This is a genomic window from Clostridium porci, from assembly GCF_009696375.1.
In the GTDB taxonomy this organism is placed as follows: Bacteria; Bacillota; Clostridia; order Lachnospirales; family Lachnospiraceae; genus Enterocloster; species Enterocloster porci.
Genome location: NZ_VUMD01000003.1, coordinates 166,710 through 188,589, shown reverse-complemented (window position 1 = coordinate 188,589; position 21,880 = coordinate 166,710). Strand labels below are relative to the sequence as shown.

General features: G+C 47.0%; 19 protein-coding genes. 18 read left to right on the top strand and 1 reads right to left on the bottom strand.

Features of this window, described 5'->3' with window-relative positions; genetic code table 11:
• Nucleotides 1–104: 104 nt before the first annotated feature.
• Together FYJ39_RS04620 and FYJ39_RS04615 are read left to right on the top strand one after the other, a co-directional pair.
• Entirely contained in the window at nt 105–662 is a 558-nt protein-coding gene (locus tag FYJ39_RS04620) for a GNAT family N-acetyltransferase (RefSeq protein ID WP_154471281.1), read from the top strand.
• A 290-nt stretch (nt 663–952) separates the two neighbouring features.
• Nucleotides 953–1,420, top strand: coding sequence for a GNAT family N-acetyltransferase (locus tag FYJ39_RS04615; protein ID WP_353847275.1), 468 nt, complete (start codon nt 953–955; stop codon nt 1,418–1,420).
• A 450-nt stretch (nt 1,421–1,870) separates the two neighbouring features.
• On the opposite strand, the gene FYJ39_RS04610 is transcribed toward FYJ39_RS04615, so the two are convergent.
• A complete protein-coding gene (locus FYJ39_RS04610; protein ID WP_154471280.1) occupies nt 1,871–2,518 on the bottom strand; it encodes a GDSL-type esterase/lipase family protein in 648 nt (215 codons plus the stop codon).
• 478 nt (nt 2,519–2,996) lie between these two features.
• Between FYJ39_RS04610 and FYJ39_RS04605 the strand changes: the two genes are divergently transcribed.
• From FYJ39_RS04605 to FYJ39_RS04530, 16 genes are all read left to right on the top strand, one after another.
• The gene (locus FYJ39_RS04605; RefSeq protein ID WP_154471279.1) at nt 2,997–3,854 is read left to right on the top strand and encodes a MurR/RpiR family transcriptional regulator; all 858 of its coding nucleotides are present in this window, start codon (nt 2,997–2,999) and stop codon (nt 3,852–3,854) included.
• Nucleotides 3,855–3,969: 115 nt separating this feature from the next.
• Nucleotides 3,970–5,304 carry an ABC transporter substrate-binding protein gene (locus FYJ39_RS04600; protein WP_154471278.1) on the top strand — a complete coding sequence of 445 codons (1,335 nt, stop codon included), beginning with the start codon at nt 3,970–3,972 and terminating at the stop codon, nt 5,302–5,304.
• Between the two features lie 118 nt (nt 5,305–5,422).
• Nucleotides 5,423–6,373 carry a carbohydrate ABC transporter permease gene (locus FYJ39_RS04595; protein WP_154471277.1) on the top strand — a complete coding sequence of 317 codons (951 nt, stop codon included), beginning with the start codon at nt 5,423–5,425 and terminating at the stop codon, nt 6,371–6,373.
• 13 nt (nt 6,374–6,386) lie between these two features.
• Entirely contained in the window at nt 6,387–7,271 is an 885-nt protein-coding gene (locus FYJ39_RS04590) for a carbohydrate ABC transporter permease (RefSeq protein ID WP_154471276.1), read from the top strand.
• Nucleotides 7,272–7,858: 587 nt separating this feature from the next.
• A complete protein-coding gene (rfbA, locus tag FYJ39_RS04585; protein WP_154471275.1) occupies nt 7,859–8,749 on the top strand; it encodes a glucose-1-phosphate thymidylyltransferase RfbA in 891 nt (296 codons plus the stop codon).
• Between the two features lie 25 nt (nt 8,750–8,774).
• Nucleotides 8,775–9,797, top strand: a complete 1,023-nt coding sequence (gene rfbB / locus FYJ39_RS04580) for a dTDP-glucose 4,6-dehydratase (protein ID WP_154471274.1) — start codon at nt 8,775–8,777, stop codon at nt 9,795–9,797.
• A gap of 209 nt (nt 9,798–10,006) precedes the next feature.
• Nucleotides 10,007–10,867 (top strand): dTDP-4-dehydrorhamnose reductase, encoded by an 861-nt coding sequence (gene rfbD, locus FYJ39_RS04575; RefSeq protein WP_154471273.1) that lies wholly within the window; start codon nt 10,007–10,009, stop codon nt 10,865–10,867.
• Nucleotides 10,868–10,893: 26 nt separating this feature from the next.
• Nucleotides 10,894–12,246: a phosphoglucosamine mutase gene (gene glmM / locus FYJ39_RS04570; RefSeq protein WP_154471272.1), complete on the top strand. Its 1,353-nt coding sequence runs from the start codon at nt 10,894–10,896 to the stop codon at nt 12,244–12,246.
• Between the two features lie 580 nt (nt 12,247–12,826).
• On the top strand, nt 12,827–14,494 hold the full coding sequence (gene leuA, locus FYJ39_RS04565; RefSeq protein ID WP_154471271.1) for a 2-isopropylmalate synthase: 1,668 nt from the start codon (nt 12,827–12,829) through the stop codon (nt 14,492–14,494).
• Between the two features lie 42 nt (nt 14,495–14,536).
• A complete protein-coding gene (locus tag FYJ39_RS04560) occupies nt 14,537–16,303 on the top strand; it encodes a DUF342 domain-containing protein (protein ID WP_154471270.1) in 1,767 nt (588 codons plus the stop codon).
• Between the two features lie 141 nt (nt 16,304–16,444).
• On the top strand, nt 16,445–16,951 hold the full coding sequence (locus FYJ39_RS04555) for a chemotaxis protein CheX (protein ID WP_154471269.1): 507 nt from the start codon (nt 16,445–16,447) through the stop codon (nt 16,949–16,951).
• Entirely contained in the window at nt 16,923–17,291 is a 369-nt protein-coding gene (locus FYJ39_RS04550; protein ID WP_154471268.1) for a response regulator, read from the top strand. Before FYJ39_RS04555 ends, FYJ39_RS04550 begins: the two co-directional genes overlap by 29 nt.
• A 213-nt stretch (nt 17,292–17,504) precedes the next feature.
• Nucleotides 17,505–18,290, top strand: a complete 786-nt coding sequence (locus FYJ39_RS04545; RefSeq protein WP_287847328.1) for a TraX family protein — start codon at nt 17,505–17,507, stop codon at nt 18,288–18,290.
• 89 nt (nt 18,291–18,379) lie between these two features.
• Entirely contained in the window at nt 18,380–19,483 is a 1,104-nt protein-coding gene (gene glf, locus FYJ39_RS04540) for a UDP-galactopyranose mutase (RefSeq protein ID WP_154471267.1), read from the top strand.
• Nucleotides 19,484–19,579: 96 nt separating this feature from the next.
• A complete protein-coding gene (locus tag FYJ39_RS04535; protein WP_154471266.1) occupies nt 19,580–20,692 on the top strand; it encodes an acyltransferase family protein in 1,113 nt (370 codons plus the stop codon).
• The gene (locus FYJ39_RS04530; RefSeq protein WP_154471265.1) at nt 20,689–21,732 is read left to right on the top strand and encodes a glycosyltransferase family 2 protein; all 1,044 of its coding nucleotides are present in this window, start codon (nt 20,689–20,691) and stop codon (nt 21,730–21,732) included. The genes FYJ39_RS04535 and FYJ39_RS04530 overlap by 4 nt, the downstream gene beginning before the upstream one ends.
• The last annotated feature ends 148 nt before the right edge of the window (nt 21,733–21,880 follow it).

The window sequence follows — 21,880 nt, the reverse complement described above, 5'->3', positions numbered from 1 at the left end:
TTTTTGTAGAGTTGCTTATGTCCACTTATCTTTCAGATAGGTGGTCTTTTTATTCATCAAGGCCCGATGAACCAGCTGGGTTTATGAAAAGGAGAAAACGAAATATGATTATTGATGATGTATGGTTTGAGTTAAAAGACGGCCGCAAAGCATTACTGCGTAGTCCAAAAGAGGAAGATGTAGAGAGCACATTGGAATATTTAATTGTTTCTGCTGGAGAAACGGATTATATTTTGCGTTATCCTGAGGAGTGTGGGGAATATACAGCAGAAGGTGAAAAGATGCTGTTTGAGAAGAAGAATGCTTCTTCAAATGAAGCTATGATTATGTGTATAGTGGATGGAAAAGTTGTCGGGAATTGTGAGATAAACTTCTTCCAAGGAATGAAAACGAGGCATAGAGCCAATATAGGAATTGCGCTGATTAGCAACTTTTGGAATCAGGGTATTGGGACAAAAATGATTCAAGAGATGATTCGTTTGGCTGAAGCTATGGAGGGGGTTATGCAAATTGAATTGGAGTTTGTGGAAGGGAACGTCAGAGCAAGACAGTTGTATGAGAAGATGGGATTTCGGATTACAGGTGTTCGTCCAAATGCTATTCGTTTAAAAGATGGTACACTTTTAAATGAGTATACAATGATTAAGGAAATTATGCGATAACTTCCAATTTGCAAGACTAAAAATTTCATGTTAACATACCACACACTTTAAGACAAAGGAGATGTGGTAAGGCATGTAATCTAGTAAGTCAGGTAAGCCATTGATTTCAAATAAGGTAATGGTCAGAATGTTTCAGAAAAAGCTGTATGAGGAACGGATGCTTAGTAATGATGAATATGCTATTGCAATAAAGCTGACAAACGAAACACATTCGACTAAAAGAAATAGGTAGTAGTAATGATGCGTATCTGTACAGCGTGTGTTGGTAGAAATACATGAGGTATTATATAATGAAATTTGAATTTTTAGGTGAGAAAATGAAAAACATTAGACAAGCAACGGCAGATGATTTATCGAGAATTGCCGAGATTGTGATATTTAATTACAGACTTAATTTTTATTCAATATTTCAGAATGATGATTTTTATTTTAATGAAATGCAAGTTTCTAATCTTGTAGATACATATAAAGAATTTGTTGATAGTATGTGGGTTTATGATGATGGTGCCGTCAAAGGTTTTATTCAAGTAGAAAACGGTGAGATTAAGAAACTGTTTGTAGAACCTGTACTTCAAGGTAAATCTATAGGCGCTTTCCTTTTGAACTATGCTATTAGCGAACACGATGCAAACAACTTGTGGGCATTAGAAAAGAATGTTCGTGCCATTCGTTTTTATGAGCGGCACGGTTTTCAAATGACGGCAGATAAGAAACTTGAAGAAGATACAACGGAATATCTGGTTCATTTAAAACGATAAATTCCACTTCCAATTTATTTGTTCCGTGCTTGTTTATGGCACAGAGGCATTTGCTCCGAGCCTATAAGTTTGGAGGTCTTTGTTCTGCACAAGGAACCAGGCTGCGAAGTTGGCGCAGATGAATGAGAACTAAGAAATGGCCTTGATGTACTGGGTTTTTCACGAAATTATTATATTTTTAAAAAGAGAATAATTATATGGCAAAAGGGAGTGTCGCAAAATCATCAAACTAGGTGATTAAGCGGCACTTCCTGCTTTTTAAGAAAAAAAATCGAGACCGTTTCAAGTTTTGTGTAAACTCAAAAAAACGATATAAGATATGTTGATAGTTATGAAAGGGGGTGTTGCAAAATGGATGAGTAATCACCTATGGAGCAACGGCTCCTTTTTATTTGATTTGCTAGAAGCTTATTTATATGAGGAAAAATTCGCCATTATGTAAGGCGTGGCTTAGGGAAACAATGAGGATATGAAAGAGGTCAAAGCGTCTGCCAGCTCTTGGTGCCCCTCTTTGGTTAAATGCATAAAATCAATGTGGTTTTGCTCTGTTACTACGGTGTTGGCATCCAGATAATGGCATCCCATAAGAGAAGCAATCTCCTGAAATTCCTTTGCCAGCCCTTCTGATTTTTCGGCACATCCAGCGCCCATGGTATGAGCCACCTCGGTCTGCTCATACCGTTTATCAATATTCTTGGGGGTAACTACAAGAATATTGGGCTGATGGCCACGCCAGGCGTCGGTGGTTGAGGCTGCCTTGGCAATCAGGCGCTTTAGGCCCAGACTGATACAGGCGGGAGAGGAACCAAAGCGCTCCTTGGTATCATTGGTTCCCAGCATAATCACCAGCAAATCTACCGGCTCATGGCTCATCAGGCAGGGATAGATATAGTCCAGCCCTGATAAACCTTCATGAATCGGATCTGGAAAACTGGTGGTTCGCCCGGACAATCCTTCTTCTATAACCAAAAAGCCATCACCCAGCTGCTTTTGCAGCAGGCAGGTCCAGCGCTCCTCCTCGCTGTAGCGGCCGTTATCCGTAGCGCGGTAGCCGTGGGTGTTGGAATCGCCGAAGCATACGATATGTTTCTTTTCCATGCTGATCCTCCTGAAAGAATATGTGTTTGAAGCTGCTACAGCCTGTCTGACGCACTGCGGCTGTCACACTTTGCCATAGTCGTTTACCGCTGTTTATAAAATATTTCGGCATAGTTGCATAATAGCATTAGAAAGATAAAAAATCAATAAAATAAAAAACATTTTTTCTTTGGTTTTATTGTTGAATTTTTTTTTTACTAATGATATAGTTGGAAAAGATAAAAACGAGAATCAATGGGAGGAGCATTGGGGATCAGAGTCAATACGGCCGCCGTAATAAGGGAGAGCCATATCCAGACCGATGGAGATAACAAAAAGGTTTATGGCCACTATTCTATTCAGTAACTATTAAGGATAGACTCCATACATGCAGGACATGGGCGAAGAGACATAGAAGCGTTTCTTTGCCCTTTTACTTCGCTGCGTAGGAGCCTACAAGGAAAGCAAGGATCATTTGGTTCATAGGACAGGAGATATTATGCAGGGAGACATCTTGGCAAATATAAGAGCAGCATATAATCAGTTTACAAAAGCGGAAAAGAAAGTGGCAGATTACATTCTGCGACGTTCGAAGGACGTAGTATTTATGTCAATTACAGATCTGGCAGAGGCATGCGAGGTGGGAGACACCAGCGTGTTCCGCTTCTGCAAAACTATGAACATGAAGGGATATCAGGAATTTAAAATGATGCTGTCTTTAAGTCTGAATGATGGTGAAGGCAGCGATATGGGAAGGCTTGGGGGAAATGTTAATCTGGAGGATTCCTTTGCTGAGCTTTCACGTAAGGTATTAAATATCAACGTAAACGCCCTTACGGAGACGTACTCTTTGTTGGATGAGAAGACGTTCTTAAAGGCGATCGAATATCTCCGTCAGGCAGAGAGGATTTGCTTTTTTGGAGTGGGAGCCAGTCTTTTGACGGCGTTAAAGGCTACCAATAAATTTTTGCGGGTAGAACCTAAGGTATACTGCATGCAGGATTCCCATATGCAGGCAATGGTAGCTTCCATGATGAAGAAGGAGGACGTGGCAGTTCTCTTTTCCTATTCCGGCGCTACGAAGGATACCATCCATGTGGCGGAGCTGGCGAAAAAGGCAGGGGCGAAGATTATTTGCATAACCAGATTTGTAAAGTCACCCTTGACCTCTTATTCTGATTTAGTGCTTTTGTGCGGGGCCAATGAAGGGCCGCTGCAGGGCGGCTCTACTTCGGCGGAAATCAGCCAGCTGTTTTTAATCGATTTAATGTATTCCGAGTATTACAGACGCTGCTATGAGGTTTGTAGTGAAAATAACGAAAAGACAGCAGCTTCCGTTTTGGAAAAATTGTACTAGCAAAGAAAAAATGCTTAAGACAAAAAGAAAAAAATATTTTTTTTTGCTAATTATTGACAAGATTATTTTTTCTATATATAATGAGGCTATCAAATACTATTAAGGAGGAGAACTTATGAAAAGAATATTATCTCTTGGTTTAGCAGCGGCATTAGCAGCTGGGGCTCTTACTGGCTGCGGCGGCAATCAGCAGGCCTCGTCTGCTGCGGATACTACCGCAGCTTCTTCGGCTGGCGATACCACAGCTGCAGCTGACAGCTCTGTAGCCGCAGGAGGGGTAACAGAGATTACCTGGTGGGCGTTTCCTACCTTCGGTGTGGATACCGGTTATGAGCAGGAGGTTGTGGACGCGTTTAACGCCGCACATCCCGATATTAAGGTTAAGGTTGAATACATAGACTTTACCTCTGGACCTGACAAGCTGACAGCAGCTATCACCTCCGGCACAGCGCCTGACATTCTGTTTGATGCTCCAGGCCGTATCATTGAGTTTGGCGAGGCTGGTTATCTGGTTCCACTGGATGATATGCTGGATGAGCTTAAGAGCGATCTTACCAGCCAGTCTCTGGTGGAGACCTGTGTAGGAGCAGACGGTACAGCCTGGATGTATCCGATTTCCTCTGCCCCGTTTTATATGGGTCTGAACAAGGAAGCTCTGGAGGCGGCAAACGCTCTTCAGTATGTAAACTTGGAAGGCGATCGCACCTGGACTACGGAGAATTTTGTTAAAATGTGCGAGGCTCTTAGGGATGCGGCTCCCACTCAGGTTCCCGGCATTGTATACTGCGGCGGCCAGGGTGGTGATCAGGGTACACGCGCTCTTGTGAATAACCTGTACAGCTCATCTATCGTAGGTGAGGATGGAAAGTGGAATATCGACGCTAACGGTGTAAAGGCCCTGAAGCTCTTAAAGGAAATGTATGACAACAAGTCTCTTGACGCTGGCTTTGATATGGCGGCTGCTGATGAGCTTCAGAAATTCCAGCAGGAGACTTGCGCTATGACATTCTGCTACGGTACATCTGCGGAGCTTACCTATGCGTCTGAGGATTATACACAGATTGCGGTGCCCTTCCCCTCAGAGGACGGAACCCCTTCTCTGGAATATTTGGTTAACGGCTTCTGCGTGTTCGATAATAAATCGGAGGAGCGTGCCAATGCAGCAAAGGAATTTGTAAAGTTTATCTGCGATGATCCTGAATGGGGACCAAAGAGCGTAGTTAAGACTAATGCATTCCCGGTTCGTACCTCATTTGGCGATCTGTATCCTGGAGATGAGCACAAGGCAATGCTGGCTTCCTGGAGTCAGTATTATGGTCCTTACTACAACACACGCGCCGGCTTTGCTGCTATGCGTCCTCTGTGGTTTAACATGCTGCAGCAGGTATTTAACGGTACTGACCCACAGGCAGCCGCTGACGAGTTCAATGCTTCAGCTAACAGCAATTAAGAGAAGAAATACGAGAGAAATACAATGATTGCTCCCTTCCTCTGCTGGGTGCGGGGGAAGGGAGTTTGTGTTCAGAGTGGGTTTTTCTGAACGAATCTACAGAGAGGAAGTAAAATACATGGAAAACACAACCCTTTCTAAGCAAAAGATCAGTATGCCTGGAAAAAAGAAAGCGCCGGCACGCAGCACGGTGCTTCAGCGCAGGGAGACAATGGTTGCTTATTTGTTCCTGCTTCCAGCCTTATTTTTCTTTGTGGGATTTGTAATTACACCGATGGCGATGGGCATTATAACCAGCTTTACCGATGCCAGCTTTAAAAATCCCAAGGGGAATTTTATTGGGGTAGCCAATTATGTCCGCCTGTTTAAGGATAAGATTTTCTTGAAATCAGCTATTAATACTGTGATTATTGTGGTAGTGGCAGTGCCTGCTGTTACTGCCTTTTCTCTGTGGGTGGGCTCTTCTATCTACAAAATGCGTTCAGGCATCCGTTCCTTCTTCCGGTGCGTCTTTTATTTGCCGGTTGTTACAGGTTCAGTGGCCGTTGTTGTGGTATGGAAATGGATGTTTGACAAGTATGACGGTCTGTTCAACTACATAATCAAAAGCCTGGGAGGTCAGCCTCTTCCCTGGACTTCCGGCGAGTCTATGGCTCTCTGGTGTATTATTCTTATTCTGTTCACTACCTCCATCGGACAGCCTATTGTTCTTTACGTAGCTGCCTTGGGCAATGTGGACGCTTCCCTAGAGGAGGCCGCTAAAGTGGACGGAGCAAATGATTTCCAGGTTTTCTGGCGTATCAAATGGCCTTCCATTATGCCTACAACCCTGTATGTAGCTGTTATCACTACAATTAACAGCTTCCAGTGCTTTGCTCTTATCCAGCTGCTGACTTCCGGCGGACCGAATTACAGCACCAGCACAGTGATGTATTTGTTGTATGATACTGCCTTCAAGACAACCAAGGAGTTTGGCTATGCTGATGCCATGGGCGTCGTTCTGGCTATTGTGATTGCGCTGTTCAGCGCCTTGCAGTTTAAGGTAATGAACGGCGGAACGACAGAATAGGAGGGTAGAATATATGTCAGATAAAAAGAAAGCAAGATCTCCTTATTATGTAATTACCTTTATTATTCTCGCGTTGCTGGCCCTTTTTTTCCTTTTTCCACTCTACTGGATCGTAACAGGTTCTGTGAAGGAAAAGAGTGATATTATCATAAAATCAGGCGAGATGGTTAAATGGATTCCCACGACTATTTCCTGGGATAACTTTATCAGGCTGTTCAAGAGCAAGACGGAGCTTTTTGGTCTCGCTATGCCCATGGCCATACGGTGGCTTTTTAACAGCGTATTTATCTCCATAGTGGCGATGATACTTACCTGTATAACCTCGTCTCTGGCAGGTTATGCTCTGGCAAAGAAGCGCTTTTGGGGTAAGGGAGTAATTTTCAGCCTTTTCGTATGTGCCATGGCTCTTCCCAAGCAGGTTATCCTGATCCCTTTGATGTCAGAGATGTCTACCCTGGGCCTGATTAATTCTGTGTGGGGTTCCATGTTTGCCGTGATTTTTCCGGTGGTAGGCTGGCCTTTTGGAGTATTTATGATGAAGCAGTTCTCAGAAAATATTCCGGTTTCTCTTTTGGAGGCTGCCCGCATAGACGGCGCGGGAGAGCTGACAACCTTTATAAACGTGGCGTTTCCGATTATCAGACCGGGATTTGGTGCGCTGGCTATCTTTACCTTTATCAATTCCTGGAATGAATATCCGCTGCAGCTGGTTATGCTGACTCAGAACGAGTCAAAAACCATTGCTTTGGGTATTGCCAGTAAGCTAAACGAAATGTCCAACGACTACGGTCTGATTATGGCGGGTGCGGCTTTAGCCGCTGTCCCTATCATTATTGTATTCCTCTGCTTTCAGAGGTATTTTACCCAGGGAATTACCATGGGAGCAGTCAAAGGCTGATCAAAGCCAGAGAGGCGGGAGCCTATATGGCTGCGGCAGCCGGAAAGGCAGGCATCTGACATTTGCAGGAGCCTGCCTTTCTTTGGCGGAAGGATTCATCAGTAAATACAGAGTATGTATATTCTGCCATCTGGAAACGAATTCTGAAGCTGAAATGCCAGGACAGAAAAATTGACTTAAAGTTTATCGAAGATCTCTGAAACGGATATTACGGGAGATGAGAAGTGCAGGGAGCCTTACATTTAAGAATTAGAATATAGAAGTGCATGGGAGGGCCGCAGAATGTGATTTCACACTGCGGCTCTTCCTTTTCTTTTAGAGGGGAAAGGTTAGCCGTATGTCATTTGGCTGAAAAAGGGGATAGTTCCTGACTGGCTTAAAAAACAGAGCACAGGCGGACGGAATATGGAGAACCATGAGGGAGTTAATTATACGCAGTGTGCCAGAAGGCAAGCTCCCTGAAAACCAGCAATTATATTAAAAGTTCTTGAATAATAACGAAATATTTTCCTGTTTATTTGAAAAACTAGGGATAGTATGGTATATTGGACAAAGATAATAAGGCCTTTTGATGCAAGGAGGAAAAAATGAAAGGGATTATACTTGCCGGAGGAAGCGGGACGCGCCTGTATCCTCTGACTAAGGTAACATCGAAGCAGCTGCTTCCAATTTATGATAAGCCAATGATATACTATCCTCTGTCAGTTCTGATGAATGCGGGAATCCGAGATATTCTGATTATCTCTACACCAGATGACACGCCAAGATTTGAAGCTCTTTTGGGGGATGGACACCAGTTCGGAATTAATTTGCGCTATGCGGTACAGCCAAGCCCTGACGGGCTTGCTCAAGCCTTCATCATCGGCGGGAACTTTATCGGTGATGATGCTGTGGCTATGGTTCTTGGGGATAATATTTTCCATGGCCAGGGGCTTACCAAGCGTCTGAAGGCTGCTGCTTCCAAGGAGAAGGGGGCGACTGTCTTCGGATACTATGTGGAGGACCCGGAGAGGTTCGGTATTGTGGAATTTGATAAGGAGGGAAAAGCCGTTTCCATTGAGGAGAAGCCTCAGAAGCCGAAGTCCAATTACTGCGTGACTGGCCTGTATTTTTACGATAACCGTGTGGTAGAGTATGCTAAAAAGCTGAAGCCTTCTGCCAGAGGGGAGCTGGAGATTACAGATTTGAACCGGATCTATCTGGAGAATGGCGAGCTGGACGTAATTCTTTTGGGACAGGGCTTTACCTGGCTGGATACTGGAACCCATGAGTCTCTGGTAGAGGCCACTAACTTTGTAAAGACAGTGGAGACCCACCAGCATCGTAAGATTGCCTGCCTGGAGGAAATTGGATATCTGAGAGGCTGGATTACCAGAGAGCAGGTGATTGAAACCTATGAGATTCTGAAAAAGAATCAGTACGGAAAGTATTTAAAGGACGTTCTGGACGGAAAATACGTTGACAAGCTTTATAATTAAAACAGCGGGAGAAAGGAATTGCACAATGAAGATGATCATCACCGGCGGGGCCGGCTTTATTGGAAGTAATTTTGTACAGCATATGGTAAATAAGTACCCGGATTACCAGGTTATCAACCTGGATTTATTGACCTATGCCGGAAATCTTGAAAATTTAAAGCCAGTGGAGGAAAAGCCGAACTACAAGTTTATAAAGGGCGATATTGCAGACAGAGGCTTTATATTTAATTTGTTTGAGAAGGAAAAGCCGGACATGGTTGTAAACTTTGCAGCGGAAAGCCATGTGGATCGTTCCATCGCAGATCCGGAATGCTTTGTGAGAACCAATGTAATGGGAACCACTACCCTTTTGGACGCATGCCGCAGCTATGGCATCAAACGCTACCATCAGGTATCTACGGATGAGGTATACGGCGATCTGCCTCTTGACCGTCCAGATCTCTTCTTTACAGAGGAGACGCCCCTTCACACATCCAGCCCCTATTCATCCTCCAAAGCCAGCGCGGACCTGTTTGTACTGGCATATCACAGAACCTATGGGCTGCCTGTTACTGTATCACGCTGCTCTAATAACTACGGGCCCTATCATTTCCCGGAAAAGCTGATCCCTCTGATTATCAGCCGTGCCCTGGCAGATGAAGAGCTTCCTGTATACGGCAAGGGTGAAAATGTGCGGGACTGGCTTCATGTAGCAGATCACTGTCAGGCCATTGACCTGATTATTCACAATGGACGTGAGGGTGAGGTTTATAATATCGGCGGACATAATGAGCGCACCAATTTGGAGGTGGTTAAGACCATACTGAAAGCTCTGGATAAGCCTGAAAGCCTAATCCGCTTTGTAACAGATCGTCCGGGACATGACATGCGCTATGCCATTGACCCTACCAAGATAGAGACAGAGCTGGGATGGAAGCCCCGGTATCATTTTGACACGGGAATAGCCCAGACCATCCAGTGGTATCTGGATCATCAGGACTGGTGGAAAAATATATTAAGCGGCGAATACAGCAATTACTTTGATAAGATGTACGCAAGCCGTCTGTAACCTGACAGGTGTGTGCTTTGCCGGAGGGCGTCTTAACAGATCGTCCTGCCGTAGGTGTGCCTCAGGTTTGAGGGAGAGTTGGCCCCGATAAAGGAGGCGCGGCAGGCTGCGCTGACTGAATTGGGGCCAATTCTCAATAAAGAGGGGCCTGGCTGGAAAAATATTGATTTAGCCGGGGCCGGCGATTGTTAAGAAAGGAAGGTTGATGAATGAAAGTATTAGTAACCGGCGCCAAAGGGCAGCTGGGACAGGATGTGATGAATGAGCTTAAAAACCGGGGGCTAAAGGGAATTGGGGTGGACATAGATGAGATGGATATTACCGACAGTAAGGCCTGTAAAGAGGTAATTACGGAGGCAGATCCAGACGCAGTTATCCATTGTGCGGCATATACTGCAGTAGATGCCGCTGAAGATAATGTGGAGCTGTGCCGGAAAGTTAATGCTGAGGGAACCCGGAATATCGTTAAGGTTTGCAGAGAGATGGACATAAAAATGATGTACATTAGTACGGACTATGTATTTAACGGCGGCGGTGAACGGCCATGGGAGCCGGATGATCCCAGAGAGCCCATTAATGTTTACGGTCTGACAAAGTATGAGGGTGAAATCAGTGTAGAGCAGAATCTGCAGAAGTATTTTATCGTCCGTATTGCCTGGGTGTTTGGCCTGGGGGGCGGGAATTTTATCAAGACCATGCTGCGTATTGGCAGAGAGAAGGAAGAACTTTCTGTAGTAAACGATCAGGTAGGCTCTCCTACCTATACCTATGATCTGGCCCGGCTTCTGGTGGATATGATTCAGACGGAGAAATACGGCCGTTATCATGCCACCAACGAGGGAGAATGCAGCTGGTATGAATTTGCAAAGGAGATATTCCGGCAGGCAGGCATGAGCAATGTAAAGGTAAGTCCCGTAAGCTCTGAGAAATTTGGATCAAGGGCAAAGCGCCCAGGCAACAGCAGAATGAGCAAGGATAAGCTGGCTGAAAATGGCTTTAGGAAGCTGCGCCCATGGCAAGAGGCTTTAGGCAGCTATCTGGCCGTATTGAGGGAAACGGGCGCTTTATAAACAACAGTGCAGGGAGGAAACAGGAAATGGGAAAATATTTTGGAACAGACGGCTTCCGCGGGGAGGCCAATGTGGATTTAACAGTGGAGCACGCCTACAGGGTAGGCCGGTTTTTGGGCTGGTATTATGGGCAGAAGACGCCGGATGAGCGATGCAGAATCGTAATCGGAAAGGATACCAGAAGAAGCAGTTACATGTTTGAGTATTCACTGGTGGCAGGTCTTACGGCGTCGGGCTCGGATGTTTATCTGCTCCACGTAACAACAACTCCCAGCGTATCCTACGTGGTGCGCACTGAGGGCTTTAGCTGCGGTATTATGATATCTGCCAGCCATAACCCATATTATGATAACGGTATTAAGGTTATTAATGAGAAGGGGGAGAAGCTGGAGGAGTCCGTTATTATGGAGATTGAGCGGTATCTGGATGGTGAGCTGGGCCAGCTTCCTTTGGCAAGGAAGGATAAAATCGGCCGTACGGTGGATTTTGCGGCGGGCAGAAACCGCTACATTGGCTATCTGATTTCCATTGCGACCCGTTCCTTTAAAAATATGAAGGTGGCCCTGGATTGTTCCAACGGCAGCGCCTCGGCCATTGCTAAGAATGTATTTGACGCTCTGGGAGCGGAAACGCATGTGATGAACAACGATCCCAACGGACTGAACATCAACACAGACTGCGGCTCCACTCATATTGAGCACCTTCAGAAATTTGTTCTGGATAGGAAATGCGATCTGGGATTTGCCTATGACGGCGATGCCGACAGGTGCATTGCAGTGGATGGAAACGGTCAGGTAGTGGACGGAGATCGGATTATGTATATCTGCGGCAAATATATGAAGGAGCAGGGAACCCTGTTTAACAACACGGTAGTCACCACCATTATGTCCAATATCGGCCTTTATAAGGCGTTTGACAGGGACGGGATTGCCTATGAAAAGACGGCGGTTGGAGATAAGTATGTGTATGAAAATATGGCGTCAACAGGCAACTGCCTGGGCGGCGAGCAGTCCGGTCATATTATTTTCAGCAAGCATGCTACCACAGGAGACGGAATCCTTACCTCCTTAAAGGTAATGGAGGTAGTGCTGGAGAAGAAGGAAACCCTGGCGAAGCTGGCCTCGGAGGTGGAAATCTATCCTCAGGTTCTAAAAAATGTCCGTGTAAAGGATAAAAAGGAGGCTCAGAACGATCCGGCAGTCCAGGCAGAGGCGGCGAAGGTGGCTGATAGTCTTGGAAGCGACGGAAGAATCCTTCTGCGCCAGTCCGGTACAGAGCCGGTAATCCGTGTTATGGTGGAAGCACCTGATATGGACGCCTGTGAGAAATATGTGGCCCAGGTAATAGAGGTGATGAAAAGACAGGGGCACTGCGTCTAGTCTGATCTGAGATTTTCGCTTTTTTCGGAGGGAGAATTACCTGTACTTAAGCCATCTGGGCATCCGTCAGGAAGAGGGAGTGGTTTTTTGGAAAAGGCGGTAACTGGTTTTGAGACATTTATAAAACTTAGGAATGGAGCCTATAACCATTCGGAATAATGAATACAATCTGTTCTCTTGTAAGAAAGGACCCTGTGTGCTATAATTAATTAACGTTGAGGCAAGCAAACACCTTAGTCCCGGCGGTTTTCCTCCGGGGCTGGGGTGTTTATTCTATAAGCGGATATGGCGTTGGCAGGCGCACAGCCTGGCTGCCTGCTTTGCAGCCTGTGCAGAATACTCTGCCTGGCAGTCAACGAAATTCAGAGTAAAGGAATGGTGTAAATGGGGCTGAATCAGTAAGTGTCATACGCTTCATTGTTCGCCGCTATGGCGTCATAGAGCGACTGCCCGTAAGGGCTTGAGAGACGCAGATGAAGAAAAGTCAAGCTTATGACAGCCAGATATGGCGGATTCAGGAAGGGATGCTTTGTGAAGCAGTCCGGGCCTGGACAATATGAACGAAATGGAGGAAAGTATCATGTTAAACTATCAAAGATATAAAAGAGTCCCTGTAGTAAATTTTCCGGAGCGCACATGGCCGGACAAGGAAATCATAAAGGCGCCGGTATGGTGCAGCGTAGACCTGAGAGACGGCAACCAGGCGCTTGTAGAGCCTATGGTAGTTGAGGAAAAGGTGGAGATGTTCAATCTTCTTGTTAAGCTGGGCTTTAAGGAGATTGAGGTGGGCTTTCCCGCCGCTTCCCAAATTGAGTATGATTTCCTTCGTACATTAGTGGAGCGGAAGCTGATACCAGATGACGTAGAGGTTCAGGTGCTGGTGCAGTGCCGTGAGCATTTGATTAAGAGGACCTTCGAGGCATTAGCCGGAATCAAGAAGGCTATTGTACATATTTATAATTCCACCTCCACTCTGCAGCGGGATGTGGTATTCCACAAGGATAGGGAGGAGATTAAGGATATTGCCATTATCGGGACCAAGCTGGTGCAGCGTTATAGCGCTGAGTGCGATACCCGGATTCGTCTGGAGTACTCACCGGAGAGCTTTACAGGAACAGAGCTGGAATTTGCCCTTGATATTTGCAGCGCGGTTCAGGAAACCTGGGGCGCAACTAAGGAGAACCCCATCATTATTAACCTCCCGTCTACAGTTGAGATGACCACGCCCAACGTATATGCGGATCAGATTGAGTGGATGCACAGCCATTTCAAGAACAGAGAGAGCATAATCTTAAGCGTTCATCCTCATAATGACAGAGGTGAAGGTATTGCTTCTACAGAGTTGGCGCTTCTTGCGGGGGCTGATCGGGTGGAGGGTACGCTGTTTGGCAATGGGGAGCGTACCGGTAATGTAGATATTCTGACTGTAGCCTATAATATGTTTTCTCAAGGGATCAATCCTGAGCTTAATATTGAGAATGTCCGTGAAATTGCGGAGGTTTATGAGCGGTGCACCAAGATGCATATTCCGCCCAGACATCCTTACGCGGGAAAGCTGGTATTTACCGCGTTTTCCGGTTCCCATCAGGATGCTATCAACAAGGGTATGCAGGCTCTTCGGGAGAGAAAGGGGCCATACTGGGAGGTGCCCTATCTTCCTATTGATCCCAGCGACATCGGCAGGGAGTACGAGCCGGTTGTCCGTATCAACAGCCAGTCCGGCAAGGGCGGAGTGGCCTTTGTGATGGATACCTTCTATGGCTTTAAACTCCCGAAGGGCATGCACAAGGAATTTGCGGATGTGATTCAGAGGATTTCCGAGCAGCAGGGTGAGGTGGCGCCTGAGCAGATTATGGAGGAGTTCAAGAAGAACTATCTGGATCGCAAGGAGCCGATGCACTTTTGCAAGTGCCGTATCACTGATACGGAGACAGGAGACGGGGAGTTTGCGACACTGGTTAAGCTTGTTTATACGGATCACGGTGTTGAGAAATACGTGGAGGGCGTTGGTAACGGGCCGATTGACGCAGTGCAAAGAGGTATGGAGGAGGCTCTGGGTATCCAGATTAAGGTTTTGGATTACACGGAGCATGCTTTGTCATCTGGTTCTGGAGCCCAGGCTGCCTCCTATATCCATTTGGTAGATCAGACGACTGGAAAGGCTACCTATGGAGTGGGAATCAGCTCGAATATTACCAGAGCTTCGATCAGAGGCATCTTCAGTGCGGTGAACAGGCTGTTTTATTAGCTGGGGGTTCAAGGGGCTGAAGGAGGGGAGGAGGTTGCGTAAATGGACAACAGCAAGGAAGTGTCAGAGGGAGGCTCCTTGTTGGAGCGAATAAAGAGGGTTATACTAAAAAAATCAGCAGGGGAGGAACCACCCTCTGAGGACTCCTCTTCTGTTCCGGAGGAGCCTTCTGTTGCGGAGAGAAAGCCGGTCAATGTTCCTGCTAACAGTCTGCTTTTTTCATTGTGGTATGAAAGCACCCACGCTGTCCGTAAGGATAATGGCATGAAGGGAGAGGGAGATGGGCTGATACCGGAATTTGAGCTGATTCTGGAGGAGACAGACCAGCTTGCGCTCCCTCTCACGCCTGAAGAGGCAGAGGCCGAAAAATACCGTGCTATCGTACATCTGATGATGAAAGCCAGAAGCCGATGGCATACGACTCGTCCTGACGTGTCGGGAAAGGAGCCGTCTGTGGATGCCGATGTGTGCATATATGTGGCGAAAAACAGACTGGTGGCCTGGGCCTTTGCGTTTCCGCCTGCCGGGGAGGGAAAGAAGCTGGAGCGTTTCCAGCTGGAAGAGGCATTGAAAGGAGCTTCTGTCTGTGAAGGGATTCAGGAGGGACAGTTGGATTATATTGTCAGGGAACAGCCCTTTTTCAGACTGGTGCCGGTTGCCTGCGGAACGCCGATGGTTCCTGGTGAGGATGGACGCCTGGAGGAAAAATATGAGCGGGAGCCAGAGCGGATGTTCGGAACCGATCAGTATGGAAACCTGGATTATCACATACAGAACAATATACAGAACATCCATGCCGGAGATGTAATCTGCAAGGTGTGTTTACCTACAAAGGGAAAGGATGGGAGGGATGTTCTGGGCAATGTGATTCCGGAAAGGGCCGGAAAGACGGTCAGAATACCCATGGGTCAGAATACCTCCCTGAATGAGGACGGAACGGAATTGAAGGCCGATGTGGACGGAAGGCTCAGATACGAAGGAGGCAAATTTTGCATCAGACCGGTCATCAGAGTATCGGGTGATGTGGACTTCCACGTGGGAAACATAGATTTTCTTGGAGACGTATATATTACAGGAAGCATATGCGAGGGCTTTTCGGTTAAGGCAGAGGGGACGATTTCGGTTGGAGGGGTTGTTGAACGTGCTTTTGTGGAGGCAGGCCGGGACGTGGTTGTATCCAGAGGCATACTGGGGAATGATAGTACGGTCGTCAAGGCTGGAGGCAGTGTGTTTGCTAAGTATTTTGAAAACTGTGTGGTGTATGCAGGTGAGGATATCCATGCCGGCGCCGTTCTTTCTTCTTATTTGTACAGCGATCGCTCTATTTTTGTACGTTCAAACCGGGGGACAGTGATTGGCGGAAAGCTGGTGGCTGCAGTTTCCATTGAGGCAGAGGTAATCGGCTGCCAGGCGGAGCGAATTACAACCCTGATTGTGGGAGAGAGACCCTATGTGCAGCAGCAAAAGGATTCTATCCTGTTGACGCTAAAGGAGCTGGAGGGAGAGCGGGAAAGGGTTGAGAAAAATCTCTGTTTTCTGGATCGCATGGATGAGGTAAGTTCGGAAAAGCTTCATAAAATTGCAAGCGGCAGGCTCCGGCATTCCAATCTTGAATCAGAGGAATCCCGTCTTAAGAAACAGCTGGAGGAATTGGGGGAAACGGCTTTGGATGTGTCTAAGTGCAGAATCAGGGCCGGAACTATCTATCCAACGGTGCGTGTCAGTATGGGAGAGTTCAGCCGCACAATCAGCGAAAGGATTTCTATGTGCGATATTCATGTAAGCGAAGATGAACTTCTGCTGAGGTAATAGAAAAGAGGGAAAGGAGCGCAAGGGGGTGTAAACGGCCTGCTTGGTTTGTATGTAAAAAAGGGGTGACAGGCATTTTTGAGTAGCAGCAGAAAATGGAAGGCTTGTTATGAAGTGGAGGCAAGAAGGAAGTTAGGTATAATGAATGGGACAGGGCAATTATTTCATGAGGCAGCAGAAAGGGCCTTATGCCGTGCCATCGGCTTTTGCCCGGAGCGGATACAAGGGGCAGGGGACTGCGGCAGGGAATGGCACACAGCATACGCTGAGTTGACAGGGAAGTATGATGCCTGGCTGGCATTTTGCATGGAGCGTAAGCTAATGGGGAGATTGGCGGATGAGATGCTGGGAGAACCTGTGGCGGATGAGGATGATATTCGGGAGTGCATGAGAGAGTGCGTGAATATTATCCTGGGAGATGTTGTATCCTCTATGTTTCGCATGACGGGTGCGTCAGCCCGTTTTCCACCTCCCCTCATTGCAGAGGGCAGGCGGCTTCCTGCTGTCTATGGAGAGAATGAAATCAATGTAACCCGATATATTGTAAATTGCCCTGACCCTCTTTATTGCTGCTTGACGACTGCTTACAGAGCGCCTATGAATGACGGGAGGAAAAAGATTGAAGAAACGGATAATGATAGTAGATGATTCTCGGGTTGTCTACCTCCAGATAAAAAAATTACTTCAGGATACGGAGTTTGAAATCGTGGAATATTGCCAGGATGGCGAAAGCGTACTTCAGGCTTATGAGAACTGCAGACCGGATTTGGTTACTATGGATATTGTAATGCCGGGGATGGATGGCCTGGATGCGGCCAGGCTTTTGATCGAGAAATGGCCTGCTGCCAGAATCCTCATGGTTTCTTCATTATTCTATGACAGTACCATTGACGAAGCGCGAAAAATCGGTGTAAAAGGATTTATTTACAAGCCTTTGGAGAAGGACTCCCTGCTTAAAGCTCTGGGGCAGGTTTCGGAATGCCCGTAGAAAAAGGAAGGCATGCCCTGTCTTGAATGAAATAAAAGGTGTTGATCGGGAATCTGCCTGAGACGGAGCAGATTCCTTTTGCTTTGGAAGGATACTGACAGAGGCAGGCTGCGGAGGCTGTCTGGAAAGATGGGAGAAACCTCTTTTCATATAAGGCATTTGCTGGTACAATAAGGGGGATATGGAAGAACTGTAAGGAGGGGAAGGTTTGCCGTGGATCAAGGAAGAAACCGCAGATATAAGGGGCTGGATGGAACTGCGTTAAAGCTTATTGCCCTGGCGTCTATGTTCATTGATCACATTGGAGCTGTGATTCTCCTATATGTAGGCGATTACTGGGGGGAAATCAGGTTCCTTGGTCCTCTGGAGGGCTATGGGTGGAGTGTGGGCCTTTACAGGCTGTACCTTGGATGCAGGATAGTGGGAAGGCTGGCCTTTCCCATCTTTTGTTTCCTGCTGACCGAAGGATTTATCCACACCCATGACAGGAGAAAATACTGTCTGAGGATGGTGGTTTTTGCCCTGATCTCGGAGCTTCCCTTTGACTTGGCTGTCAGCAATCAAGTATCATGGAGTTCTCAGAATGTCTTTTTTGAAATGGTTGCCGGGCTTTTTACCCTTCAGGGGCTTAAGAAGGCAGAGGCCTATTCTGACTCACGCAGAAGCGTGTATATAGGGCTGTCCGTAGGTGGCGGTTGTATTCTGGCTTGGTTTCTAAAGGCGGACTACAGCTATTATGGAATTATGCTTATGTCAGTTTACTATCTTCTGAAGAAGAAAAGACTGCCCAGGCTTTTAGGAGGCAGCGCTATGGCTTTCATAGAGTCTCTGTACATTACCTGGGGGGCTGCCGGGCTGTCTTTCATTCCTCTATATTTTTACAACGGCAGTCGTGGACGGCGGAGCATGAAGTATCTGTTTTACTGGTTTTATCCAGTACATCTTCTGCTGCTTTTTGGTTTGAGATGGTTGGTTTTGGGGATTCCGGTAAAGTGGTAGTTTGGTTCTGCTTGTGATATTGTATCATGGGAGGGATAGAAGCAGGACGTTTGTGAAACGAAACCTATTCAGGAGGGAGATGTCTGATTATGAGAAAATATGATTATATATTAGTAGGGAGCGGGCTTTATGCAGGAGTTTTTGCATGGTATGCAGGAAGGAGCGGGAAAACCTGCCTGGTAGTGGAAAAGAGAGAGCACCTGGGAGGAAATGTATATTGTGAGGATATAAAAGGAATTAAGGTACACAAATACGGGGCTCATATTTTTCATACCAGCAACAAGAAGGTGTGGGACTTTGTAAATTCTTTGGCTGAATTTAACCGCTATACCAACAGTCCGGTGGCAAATTATAAAGGAGAAATGTACAACCTGCCTTTTAATATGAACACCTTCAGCAAACTTTGGGGGATTTCCACCCCGGCTGAGGCCAGGGCTGTGATTGACAGTCAGAGGGCGGAGGTAACAGGGGAGCCCAGGAATTTGGAGGAGCAGGCCATAAGCCTGGTTGGAAGGGAACTGTATGAGAAGCTGATCAAGGGATATACAGAGAAGCAGTGGGGAAGAGACTGCAAGGAGCTCCCAGCCTTTATTATTAAACGGATTCCGGTTCGCTACCTTTATGATAATAATTATTTTAATGATCCATACCAGGGAATCCCTGTGGACGGATATAATGTAATGATTGAAAAGCTGTTTGGGGGCTGTGAGGTAGAGCTGGGAGTGGATTACCTGGAGCATAAGGCCCATTATGACAGTATGGGGGGGACGGTTGTTTACACGGGAACTATTGACGCCTATTTTGGATACCGGTTTGGAAAACTGGAGTACCGGAGTCTGCGGTTTGAGTCGGATATCTATGAGGAAGAGAATCACCAGGGAGTGGCAGTTGTGAACTATACAGACAGGGAGACCCCTTATACCAGGACGATTGAGCATAAGCACTTCGCTTTTGGAAATCAGCCGGTTACGGTGGTTACGAGGGAGTATCCGGTGACCTGGCAGGAGGGTATGGAGCCTTATTATCCGGTCAATGATGAGAAGAATCAGGCATTGTACCAGAAGTATGCCGGGCTGGCCAGGAAGGAGGCCAATGTAATATTCGGCGGCAGATTGGGAGAATATAAGTACTATGATATGGACAAGGTGATTGAGGCTGCCATGGAGATGGCTCAGGAGGCGCTTGGCCGGTAGAGGCGGCCGATTAGCAGAGCCTTAAGGTTCCTGTGGCCTGGCGGAAGCGTTTCTTGATTGCATATAAATTTTGACAGATGGAAGGAAGCAGGCTAAATGGAAGGAAGGGGAGGCAGGGAAGCATATCTGGATGCGGCCAAGGGAATGGGGATACTGGGCGTGGTAGCCAGTCATTGCCTGGCACAGACCAATCTGGGAGCGATTTCAGACTGGTACGTTTTTTTTATGCTGGCTGTTTTTTATGTGTATACAGGCTGGAGATACCAGCTTAAATATGAGGGGAAACCTACTGGCATATCAGCAAAAGAAATGTGCAGGAGGCGTCTTGCAAGTCTGGGGGTTCCCTATGTGTGTTACAGTATTCTGCTTATTTTGTGCAGAACCATACTGGTGTGGCCTGAGAAGTATACGGCGCTGGTGCTGCTTTCGGATATCTATTATACAGGGACATTGGTAGGTCTGGAGACGTTGTGGTTTTTGCCCAGCATTTTTATAACAGAATTGCTGCTAAATCAGGTCTATGGGCGTAGAAAGGCGATGCTTGCCGGGGCGGGAGCCGCCGGTATCATAAGTGTGCTGCTTATCCTATATATCAATGCACGCAGAGAGAATACGACACTTTGGAGGGTGGTTCATCTGCCGGTTATGGTTTATATAAAGGCAATGGCAGGTTTCCTTCTGGCAGCCGGCGGCGTGGCTGCGTGCCGGGGCTGGAAACGCTTCGTCAATTATTCGGGACAGAGGGTGAGCTTTGGGGTGGCTCTGGCTCTGACGGCGGCTGGAATTTTGGCTGCCTGGATCGTTCCGGGCTGTGATTTTAATTATCTTACCATGGCTAATCCTGTCCAGTGGATTCTTACCGCTTTATTTATCGCATCTTCCATCCTGGCCTTTTGGGAGAGGGCATACGCCTTTCAAGGAAGCTGGAAGGATGTGCTTTTGCTAAAAGGTGTATTGATTCCAGCCCTTACCTACTGCGGGAGACATTCCCTCACCATTATGTGTACCCATCTGGTTCCGGTGATCGCACTGCTTAAATTTCTTGCAGGGAAAGCCGGATATCCAGGCTTGCTTCTTAAGGCGCCCTGGGATATGGGATTGTTTGTTGTTGTGATGGTAATTGAAGCGGGCATGGTATGGCTGATAGAGAAACACCTTCCCTGGATGAACGGGGTTACGCTTAAGTCTGCTAGGAGAGATGAAAGATGATTACTGTGTTAATCGCCTCCTACAATGGAAGCAAATACATCAATCAGCAGTTGGATTCCATTTTGGCCCAGACCCGGAGGGATATACGGATTCTGGTGTCTGACGACTGTTCTTGGGATGCCACTCCCAAGGTGCTTGAGCGTTATCAGAAAACTCACAGGGAGCGTGTGCTGGTACTTTACAGAAGCTGCGCCTCCGGCGGTGCAGCAGCCCATTTTCTAAAGCTTTTAAAGCTGGTGGCAGATCACAGACCTGGCCGGGAGGAGGAGCTTGAAAAGGATCTGCGGGAATACAGGGAGTTGGGAAGGAAGAGCAGAGGCTTTCTCAAGGAGCTGGCCCTGTCAGAGTATTTTATGCTCAGCGATCAGGATGATGTGTGGCTGACTTACAAAGGAGAACGGCTATTGAAACGAATGAAGGCTTTGGAAGGGGAAACGCTGAAGCTGAAGACCTTTCCCTTTCCTATTTTGGTTCACTCTGACCTAATGGTGGTGGATGAGTGCCTTTATGTGATTGCTCCCAGCTTTTTTAAATATCAGAAGATTTCCCCGGAGCGGACGAGGCTGTCCCAGCTCCTGGTTCAGAATAATGTTACAGGGGGGGCGGTTATGATAAATCGGGGGATGCTGCCCTTTCTGGAGCGACTGCCCGAAGCCTGCCTGATGCATGATGCCTGGCTGGCTCTGATAGCAGCAGCCTTTGGAAGAATTGATTTCATAGACGAGGCTCTTTACTTCTACCGGCAGCATGACAGCAACGCTCTTGGGGCTGAACGGGGAGATAATCTGCAATCCATGAAAGCCAGAATCAAGGATGCAAGCGCAGCCAGAGAGAACTACAGGAGAATGTTCGCCCAGGCAGAGAGCTTCCTTAAGCTGTTTGGGGACAATCTGGGAGAGCGGGAAAGGAATATACTGGAGAAATTTACACAGCTTCCCGAAGGGAGCCGTCTGGGGAAGATGTATTTGATTTTGAGATACGGATTTACAAAGAATACATGGTTACGCACCTTGGGGCAGATGCTTTTTATGTCTGTGTAGCTCTGTCTGTGGGAGGCTTCTGCGTATACTGGCGGTTTGCTTTCCCTAGGGGTTAGACTAAAGGGCCTGAATTTGCCGGCTGTTCCCCAATGCTTTGTCTGTATACGTGAGAAATACCTAAAGCAACGTGGCGGGAGCTGTTGGAAGA

Excerpts from the sequence above, each read along its gene's own strand:
- FYJ39_RS04620 (WP_154471281.1), top strand. The coding sequence starts at position 105 with ATGATTATTGATGATGTATGGTTTGAGTTAAAAGACGGCCGCAAAGCA.
- FYJ39_RS04615 (WP_353847275.1), top strand. The coding sequence starts at position 953 with ATGAAATTTGAATTTTTAGGTGAGAAAATGAAAAACATTAGACAAGCA.
- FYJ39_RS04610 (WP_154471280.1), bottom strand. The coding sequence starts at position 2,518 with ATGGAAAAGAAACATATCGTATGCTTCGGCGATTCCAACACCCACGGC.
- FYJ39_RS04605 (WP_154471279.1), top strand. The coding sequence starts at position 2,997 with ATGCAGGGAGACATCTTGGCAAATATAAGAGCAGCATATAATCAGTTT.
- FYJ39_RS04600 (WP_154471278.1), top strand. The coding sequence starts at position 3,970 with ATGAAAAGAATATTATCTCTTGGTTTAGCAGCGGCATTAGCAGCTGGG.
- FYJ39_RS04595 (WP_154471277.1), top strand. The coding sequence starts at position 5,423 with ATGGAAAACACAACCCTTTCTAAGCAAAAGATCAGTATGCCTGGAAAA.
- FYJ39_RS04590 (WP_154471276.1), top strand. The coding sequence starts at position 6,387 with ATGTCAGATAAAAAGAAAGCAAGATCTCCTTATTATGTAATTACCTTT.
- rfbA (WP_154471275.1), top strand. The coding sequence starts at position 7,859 with ATGAAAGGGATTATACTTGCCGGAGGAAGCGGGACGCGCCTGTATCCT.
- rfbB (WP_154471274.1), top strand. The coding sequence starts at position 8,775 with ATGAAGATGATCATCACCGGCGGGGCCGGCTTTATTGGAAGTAATTTT.
- rfbD (WP_154471273.1), top strand. The coding sequence starts at position 10,007 with ATGAAAGTATTAGTAACCGGCGCCAAAGGGCAGCTGGGACAGGATGTG.
- glmM (WP_154471272.1), top strand. The coding sequence starts at position 10,894 with ATGGGAAAATATTTTGGAACAGACGGCTTCCGCGGGGAGGCCAATGTG.
- leuA (WP_154471271.1), top strand. The coding sequence starts at position 12,827 with ATGTTAAACTATCAAAGATATAAAAGAGTCCCTGTAGTAAATTTTCCG.
- FYJ39_RS04560 (WP_154471270.1), top strand. The coding sequence starts at position 14,537 with ATGGACAACAGCAAGGAAGTGTCAGAGGGAGGCTCCTTGTTGGAGCGA.
- FYJ39_RS04555 (WP_154471269.1), top strand. The coding sequence starts at position 16,445 with ATGAATGGGACAGGGCAATTATTTCATGAGGCAGCAGAAAGGGCCTTA.
- glf (WP_154471267.1), top strand. The coding sequence starts at position 18,380 with ATGAGAAAATATGATTATATATTAGTAGGGAGCGGGCTTTATGCAGGA.
- FYJ39_RS04535 (WP_154471266.1), top strand. The coding sequence starts at position 19,580 with ATGGAAGGAAGGGGAGGCAGGGAAGCATATCTGGATGCGGCCAAGGGA.
- FYJ39_RS04530 (WP_154471265.1), top strand. The coding sequence starts at position 20,689 with ATGATTACTGTGTTAATCGCCTCCTACAATGGAAGCAAATACATCAAT.